Origin of the sequence: Neisseria sp. HMSC065D04, from assembly GCF_001815675.1 — a bacterium.
Classification (GTDB): domain Bacteria; phylum Pseudomonadota; class Gammaproteobacteria; order Burkholderiales; family Neisseriaceae; genus Neisseria.
The window spans coordinates 6,849-14,316 of record NZ_KV821510.1 but is presented as its reverse complement, the minus strand read 5'-3'; the positions used below and the strand labels follow the sequence as shown (position 1 = coordinate 14,316).

Here is a 7,468-nt window from a genome sequence, read left to right as displayed (position 1 = left end):
CCACCACGGCTTCTTCAAAAGCCGAATCGCGTTCAGATAGCGGCGTAGGCAGGGTCATCACGTTTTGCACGTTCATGCCCTTAGTGGAAAGCAGCATGATTTCATGGCTCAGGCGCGCGGCTTCGAAGCGGTCGTGCGTTACCAGCATACACGCCATGCCCTGCCGCTCGATTTTTTCCACCAGCATGGCAACCAAAATATCGCGCAAATCGCGGTCCAAACCGACAAACGGCTCGTCCAGCAAGGCAAGGTCGCAGCCGCACAGCAGCAGGCGCAAAAACGCTACCCGTTTCGCCATGCCACCGGACAACTCGGTCGGATATTTGTTCAAATCGCCCGCAGTCAGCCCGACTTTCGCCGCCAGCGCGATGATTTCGTCCTCATCGGGTTTGTCCATAAAAATCGCGATATTCTGCATCGCGGTCAGGTTTTCCGGCAGGCGGTTTTCCTGAAACAGAAAACCCGTTTTGCGGAAAGTATTGCGTATTGTGCCCGATTTTGGCGTTTCCAAGCCCGCAATCAGCCGCAAAACCGTCGTCTTGCCGCAGCCGCTCGGCCCGAACAAGGCTTTCACTTCGCCATGTTGCAGGTTCAAACTGAAATCGCGCACGATGGGGTCGCGGAGAATTTCAAAACGCACGTTTTCAAGACAGAGCATCATCTCCTCCACGGCATAAACAAAATTTCCAAAGGCTTGGTAATCAGGTATTCAAACAGCGACACAAACACGATAACCAGCACCACATAAGCCATCACCGTCGAAGTCTCCAACATCGCCCTCGCGTCCGCAATCCGTGCGCCCACGCCTTCGCTCGCGCCCAAGAGTTCCGCCATAATCACCACCTTCACCCCCATCGCCACCGCCACGCCGACGCTGGAAATCACATAGCCCGTCAGATGCGGGATATACAGATAACGGATTTTTTTCAGACGGCCTAATTTATAAGCGTCAAACAACTCCTCATGCTGCTTGTTCACGCTCGCCATCCCGACCGCCGCACTCGCAAACGTCAGCGGCGCAACCAACACAATGATGGTAAACAACACGCTCGGATTGCCGAAACCGAACCAAAACAATGCCATCACCACCCAAATAATCGGCGGCATCGCCAACAAAACCGTAATCACAGGCTTAAGCAACGCCATCGCCGTCTTAAAACTGCCCGCCACCAGCCCCGCCGCCAACCCCGCCGCCAGCGCAACCGAAATACCCACCACCGACCGCCACAGCGAAATCCCGATTTCGTTTTCCTGAAAATGTTGCAATAAATCCAAAGACTTTTGAAACACCTCCACCGGCGCAGGCAGCATAAACTCACCGAACACGGCACTGCCCCACGCCCACAACGCCACCACCACCATCGCCACGCTCAGACCGGCAAAGCCGCTCCAAAGGTAGTCGATGATGTAAAACACCGCAGGCTGCGGTTTGCGAATTTTGTCGGTTTTAATCATGGTTTGAGTGTTGATTGGTAGGATGGTTTGGGGATGATAGGTCGTCTGAAAAATGGTAATTGGGTTAGATGGAACACCGTAACCCAACGAAACGGTTTGGTTTTCCCAAATATTGTTTTTCAGATGACCTTGGTTTGGGATTCAGTGTTTTGATTGAGATACGCCTGCGGCTAAACCAACCTACGGTTAAACCCGAAATTTAAAAACTTGAGTAAACGAATCTCTCTTATCATTCGTAACATAAACAGGTAAATGGCACTCCGAGGTTAACTGTTTAATAACCATACTTGATGGATGCCCATAGGGATTCGATAAACCAAATGATATTGGAGAGATTATTCTACGCCGTCCTTCACTAAAGTCGTTGAAGAAGTCAATATCAAATCCATTTTTGCTACCATGATGTGGAACTTGTATTGTATTGACTGGCAAATAATATTTACATCGTTTTATCTTATTTTTAAAGTCATCAACGATTGTTTTTAAATGAACATCTCCAGTATAAATACATCCAAGATTAAACCGATTTTTTGAAAAATAATAACGGCAAAATGGATAAAATTTCCAATAATCTTCTCCCATATGAATATAATATATATATGCTGTGCTATCTTTATATTCAATGAGATTAGAATAAAGAACTAGGGAGTTCTGATTAATATTTCCTTCTAATTCTTTATAACATTTTCTAATTTCTTTTATGTGATTAAAAATATATTCAATATCATTTAAATCATTAATTAATATATTATTTTCTCTAAATTTCTTTAGCAATTCTTTGTGTCTTGTTTTATTTTTATAGTTGTATGGTTTATAAATCCAGAATTTCCAAATTTCAAGAGAAAAGTTAATATTTTCCCCGCTTTTTATTTCAGCTCCATCTTCAATTTCAGCTACATCCCTTATTTCCTGATTTGATTCTTCATCCCTACTTTCAACAACCTCTCTAACCCAAATAATTTTCGTTTCACTTCCAAAAAATTCTTTTGGATTATTTAGAATATCCAAAGAATTTTTATATTCACTACCTAACCATTTATAAACAAGAAGTAAAAAATTCTTATCTTCTTCAGAAAGTAAAGGCATGATTACTGTTTTAATTTTACCCACACTATTTTTTAAAATATTAATTTTATTGACATGATCACTATCAAAGTGAGAAATAAATAAAATGTCTATATCTTCATTTTTATCAAAACTATTTGAAATTACTTTATCAACACCTCTTGATATTGAACCGCAATCATATACAACATTAAAGTTATTATTTTCTGTCTTAAATGATTCGCTATAAAATCCCCCTTGCCCTACAGGGTAAAAAGTTCTTTGCATTTTTATATTCATAAAATCACCTATAAAATATTTCTAATTAACTGGTAAATTGGGGCATGACCCAACATTTCAGACAGTTCGACAGTTTTGTTGAGTTTGGCAACCCACGGTTACCACCCGCCGTCATTTCCGCGCAGGCGGGAATCCAGAAGTTTGACGTTGCTGCAATTTTAAAACATTCCTGCAATATCAAAGACTGGATTCCCGCCTGCGCGGGAATGACGGCTCTTTGTGTACTGTTCGAACTATTATCTGATAGGCCGTCTGAAAAGAGTAGGTCGGATACTTGTATCCGACAGCCCCGTTTAGCCGAAATGTCGGATTCAAGAATCCGACCTACGCTACTCTGATAATGTCCTGACAGGCCGTCTGAAAAATGATAAATCAGGTATTCACAACCACCCTACCCTTTTCAGACGACCTCTTTCCCTTTAAGCCAAGAAGAATCCGTTATCCGGCAGCTTGCCGCCCAAAAGTTTCGGGTTGAACTGCATCAGGATTTCGTAAAACTTCAAAATCTCGTTCTTCACTTCACTGCCTTTGGTTACCGTCAGCCGCGCGCCGTCCAAGCCCATGACTAGGGCGGGTTCGGGGGCGGGAAGGTAGTTTTTGCCGATTTTCGCGGCGCTTTGACGGTTGGCGAGTATCCAGTTGAGCGCGTTTTTCAAATCCTGATGGAAGATGTCGAACTGCGCCTTGTGTGCGTGGAAATATTCTTCGTTGGCGATGATGCCCGCCATCGGAATCAGCGGTTTGGTGTCAAACGCCTGCCCCCATGCCTTCACCAAATCAAAGCCGCGCACCACGTTTACGCCCATGGTTTTGCCTTTGAGCATACCCGCACTCGCCATCGGTTCGGGCAGGATGGCGGCGTGGTAGTCCTTGCTCAAAAACAGCCCCACCGCTTCGGGCGGCGTGGCGGTGTAGGTGATGCCGACTTTATGCGCATCGATTTTCAGTTTTTTCAGCAAGGCTTGCAGCACGATGTCGGGCATGTCGTTTTTAAACGGCACAAGGATTTTTTTGCCGGCCAAATCCTGCGGCGAGGCAATCGCGCTGCCTTTGCAGACCAACTGCGTGATGCCGTTGGTCAAAATATTGACCATGCCGACTTTCTGCCCTTGGTTGCGCAGGTTCACGCCGACATTGCTCGGACTCATCATCACTTTAAATTGCCCGCTCGCCACGCCCGCGCGAAGCTGGTCGGGCGAGCGCCAAACCTTGAGCGACACGTCCGCCTGCTTCGCCAACTTGCCCTGCAACACCGCTACGGCGATGGTGACGCTGGGCATCGCCGGCGCGCCGTAAATGGTAAATTGCTCTTTCCCCGCCGCCAACAGCGAAGGCGAAACCCCTGCCGCAGCCAGTGCGGCGGTCATTTTTAAGAAATCACGTCTTTTCAGTTCCATTTTCCAATCTCCATATCGAATCCGTCTGAAATATAGTGGATTAACTTTAAACCAGGACGGCGTTACCTCGCCTAACTTTAAACCAGTACGGCGTTGCCCCGCCTTGTCCTGATTTAAATTTAATCCACTATACAAATGCACTTTCGCCCATTTGTCTAATACGGATAAATTTTGATAATAATTTCTATTTATTATGCTATTAAAGGATTTCGAAGTAAAGGAAGGCTGATCCGGTGTCGCCGCGTTATTGCTTTAAACCGCCTGAAGCGAATCTTTCCGGCGTTTGATTTCATATCAATCATGTTTTAATGAATGGGTCGTCTGAAAACCCGGTTTCGCCCCAATACGGACTGATTTTGTGTTTCAGACGACCTTTTTGACATTCCCGCCCCCGCCCGCTATGCTGACGGCTGCCATCACTCATTCTACTTTCCATGAAAACGATTCCCCCGCGCCGCGCTGTTTACGCAGGCAGTTTCGACCCGCCGACGCTCGGTCATCTTTGGATGATAAAAGAAGCGCAGGCGCTTTTTGACGAACTCGTCGTCGCCATCGGCATCAACCCTGAAAAACGCAACACCTACACCATAGACGAACGCCGCGCCATGCTCGAAGCGATTACGGGCGACTTCCCCAACGTCCGCATCTGCGTATTTGAAAACCGCTTCCTTGTCCGCTACGCGCGTGAAATCGGCGCGGGATTTATCGTTCGCGGCATCCGTTCTGCTGCCGACTACGAATACGAACGCTCCATGCGCTATATCAACAGCGACCTTGCACCCGAAATTTCGACGGTCTTTCTGATGCCGCCGCGCGAAATTGCGGAAGTGTCTTCCACCATGGTCAAAGGCTTGGTCGGCCCCGACGGCTGGCGCGACATGATACGCCGCTACCTGCCCGAGGCCGTGTACGACAAAATCGTGCGGGATCACGATAAAACGGCGAATGACGGCGCATCGCAATAAGGTTCGGACAACGGGAATTGGAGGCAGATAACGGATTACCCTTCCATCGGGATAACCTGTTGCCCCGCCTTATCCTAATCTTATCCATCTACTACCCTGCCGCCTTGTTACGACTACCGTTTCGGTTCACGACAAGGGGTCGTCTGAAAAACAAAAGCCCTGCCAAACGGCAGGGCTTTGTTGATGATGCGGCAAATCCGCCATCAGATTTGTTTTTTCAGAATCTTGCGCAGGGTCGCCAATTGGCGGCGGCTGACGGGAAGGGGTTTGGGTACGTCCAAAACCTTCGCACCCCAAATGGCATTGCTTTCGTCTTCCTCTTCATCCAAGCGGATAAGGCAGTCTAAGGTGTGTCGGAACACGATGGCGTTGCGGTGGATGCGGATTACTTTGTCCCCGAGCAGCTCTTCCCAAGAAACCAGCGTTTTGGGCAATTCGTATCGCTGCCCGTCGCCGGTAATCAGGAATACGGTTTTGTGTTCCGCCAATAAATAACGCGCCTGCTGCCATGGGATTTCAATCATCAGATCACGGCTGAAGACGGTGAAATGGGTGAAATCGTCGGCTTTTTCGCGGTATTTTTCGCCGACGCGGTCAAGCGCCGCTTGCAGACGGGTCATTCTGATGGGCTTGAGCAGGTAGTCGGCGGCAGCCAATTCGAAGGCACGCAGGGCGTGTTCTTCATAGGCGGTGGTGAAAATAATTTCGGGCTGGCGTTTGGCACCGCGCTTGATGCGCTCGACAAACTCCAAACCGTTGATTTCAGGCAGGCCGATATCGGCGAATACGATATCTGCTTCATGTATGCTCAACCAATCCAATGCCGGCTGGGCATGGTGGAATACATTAAGCAAGACGACATTGCATTCTTCAAGTAAGACCCGTAAACGCTCTGCTGCCAGCACTTCGTCTTCAACAATAATGGCACTTAACATAATCTTTTTTTCTTTGTTATTTTAAATACGAATGTGAATTTTAAATCAATACACAACGTTCCCGCGTGTTTTCGGTATGTTGAAACATTTTTCTCATACGGTTGCCTCTTTCTGCCGTTTTGGCAGACAGGCCAAACATTCATCTGAAATGAAAGTGGTCTTGAGGTGTTTAGGAATATACCTTAATTCTGTTAACTTTATCCAAAAAACAAGCGATTACTTACAAAAATTAAAAATTTAAGTAATACCTCAAGTAATTTGTTGCAAATTTACAAATTTACTCCGTGACTATGTCATTAACCGGTATCGCCCGTATCTCCCAATGTAAAACCACCCACGCCAACAATTCCTCGGGTCGGTCAACCTCGGGCGCATCGGGAAGATTGAGATAACGCATCACTTGCCGCAAAAGCGCTTCGCGCCGGTTCAAATCCAAAGCGGGAGCAAGCGTTTGTTTGGACCATTTCTGCCCCTGCGAATTCACCAGCAAAGGCAGGTGCGCGTAATGCGGCGTGTTTGCGCCGAGACATTGCTGCAAATAAATCTGACGCGGCGTGGACACCAGCAAATCCTGTCCGCGCACGATATGCGTGATTCCTTGTTCGGCATCGTCCGCGACTACGGCAAGTTGATACGCCCAAAAACCATCCGCACGCAGCAGGACGAAATCGCCGATATCGTGTGCCAGATTTTGGGCGTAATAGCCGACAATCCCATCCTGAAAACCGATTATCCTGTCGGGAACGGCAATCCGCCAAGCAGGCGTTTTCCCATTCGCTTCAGGCCTTTGTGCCGGAACGCGGCAACGCCCGTTATACACAAATCCGTCCGCCCCCGCCGTTGCCGCCGCCTGCCAGTCTTTACGGCTGCAATAACAAGGATATACCAGCCCTTCGCTTTTCAGACGACCCAATGCCTCTTGATACAACCCGTTCCGTCGGCTTTGGTAGGCGACTTCGCCATCCCATTCAAAGCCGAACGCTTCCAATGTGTGCAAAATATGCGCGGCGGCGCCCGCCATTTCCCTGGGCGGGTCCAAGTCTTCCATACGCACCAGCCACTTGCCGCCGTTGGCACGCGCATCGGCATAAGAAGCCAAAGCGGTCAGCAGCGAACCTATGTGCAGCAAACCGGTAGGGCTGGGGGCGAAGCGTCCTATATACATGCAAACTCCGTATGGAACTCAAAATGGGCGATATGTCGGCAAAGCCTGAACTGCCAACTGCGGCGCAGCATCAGGCTTTCATACCGCGTATTTTATCGTAGGGCTTTTGTGAAGGCTCAAATGTTTTTAACTCCGCTCATCCTAACCTTGCTGCTTTTCACAAACCATCAAGACGTTTTATAGTGGATTAAATTTAAATCAGGACAA

General features: G+C 48.0%; 8 protein-coding genes. 1 reads left to right on the top strand and 7 read right to left on the bottom strand.

Translation table 11 applies throughout. The features are described from left to right. The 5 genes from HMPREF3050_RS06380 to HMPREF3050_RS14620 form a co-directional block, all read right to left on the bottom strand. Nucleotides 1-658, bottom strand: a 658-nt coding sequence (locus tag HMPREF3050_RS06380) for an ATP-binding cassette domain-containing protein (protein ID WP_210399917.1), incomplete at its 3' end; no start/stop codon positions are given. After that, nucleotides 658-1,455: an ABC transporter permease gene (locus HMPREF3050_RS06375; protein ID WP_070774142.1), complete on the bottom strand. Its 798-nt coding sequence runs from the start codon at nucleotides 1,453-1,455 to the stop codon at nucleotides 658-660. The genes HMPREF3050_RS06380 and HMPREF3050_RS06375, both read right to left, overlap by 1 nt. A gap of 186 nt (nucleotides 1,456-1,641) precedes the next feature. Next, nucleotides 1,642-2,799, bottom strand: a complete 1,158-nt coding sequence (locus HMPREF3050_RS06370) for a ComEC/Rec2 family competence protein (RefSeq protein WP_070774141.1) — start codon at nucleotides 2,797-2,799, stop codon at nucleotides 1,642-1,644. Between the two features lie 419 nt (nucleotides 2,800-3,218). Continuing rightward, complete coding sequence (locus HMPREF3050_RS06365) at nucleotides 3,219-4,196, bottom strand: ABC transporter substrate-binding protein (protein ID WP_070774139.1); 978 nt, start codon at nucleotides 4,194-4,196, stop codon at nucleotides 3,219-3,221. Nucleotides 4,197-4,494: 298 nt separating this feature from the next. Further along, a complete protein-coding gene (locus HMPREF3050_RS14620) occupies nucleotides 4,495-4,632 on the bottom strand; it encodes a hypothetical protein (RefSeq protein ID WP_168166261.1) in 138 nt (45 codons plus the stop codon). On the opposite strand from HMPREF3050_RS14620, the gene coaD reads away from it, so the two are divergent. Beyond that, on the top strand, nucleotides 4,631-5,161 hold the full coding sequence (coaD, locus tag HMPREF3050_RS06360; protein WP_003776009.1) for a pantetheine-phosphate adenylyltransferase: 531 nt from the start codon (nucleotides 4,631-4,633) through the stop codon (nucleotides 5,159-5,161). The genes HMPREF3050_RS14620 and coaD overlap by 2 nt on opposite strands. Before the next feature lie 203 nt (nucleotides 5,162-5,364). Here the strand turns inward: coaD and HMPREF3050_RS06355 are convergent, their stop codons facing one another. After that, entirely contained in the window at nucleotides 5,365-6,096 is a 732-nt protein-coding gene (locus HMPREF3050_RS06355) for a LytR/AlgR family response regulator transcription factor (RefSeq protein ID WP_003758320.1), read from the bottom strand. A 277-nt stretch (nucleotides 6,097-6,373) separates the two neighbouring features. Continuing rightward, a complete protein-coding gene (gluQRS, locus tag HMPREF3050_RS06350) occupies nucleotides 6,374-7,261 on the bottom strand; it encodes a tRNA glutamyl-Q(34) synthetase GluQRS (RefSeq protein ID WP_070774137.1) in 888 nt (295 codons plus the stop codon). Nucleotides 7,262-7,468 lie beyond the last annotated feature (207 nt).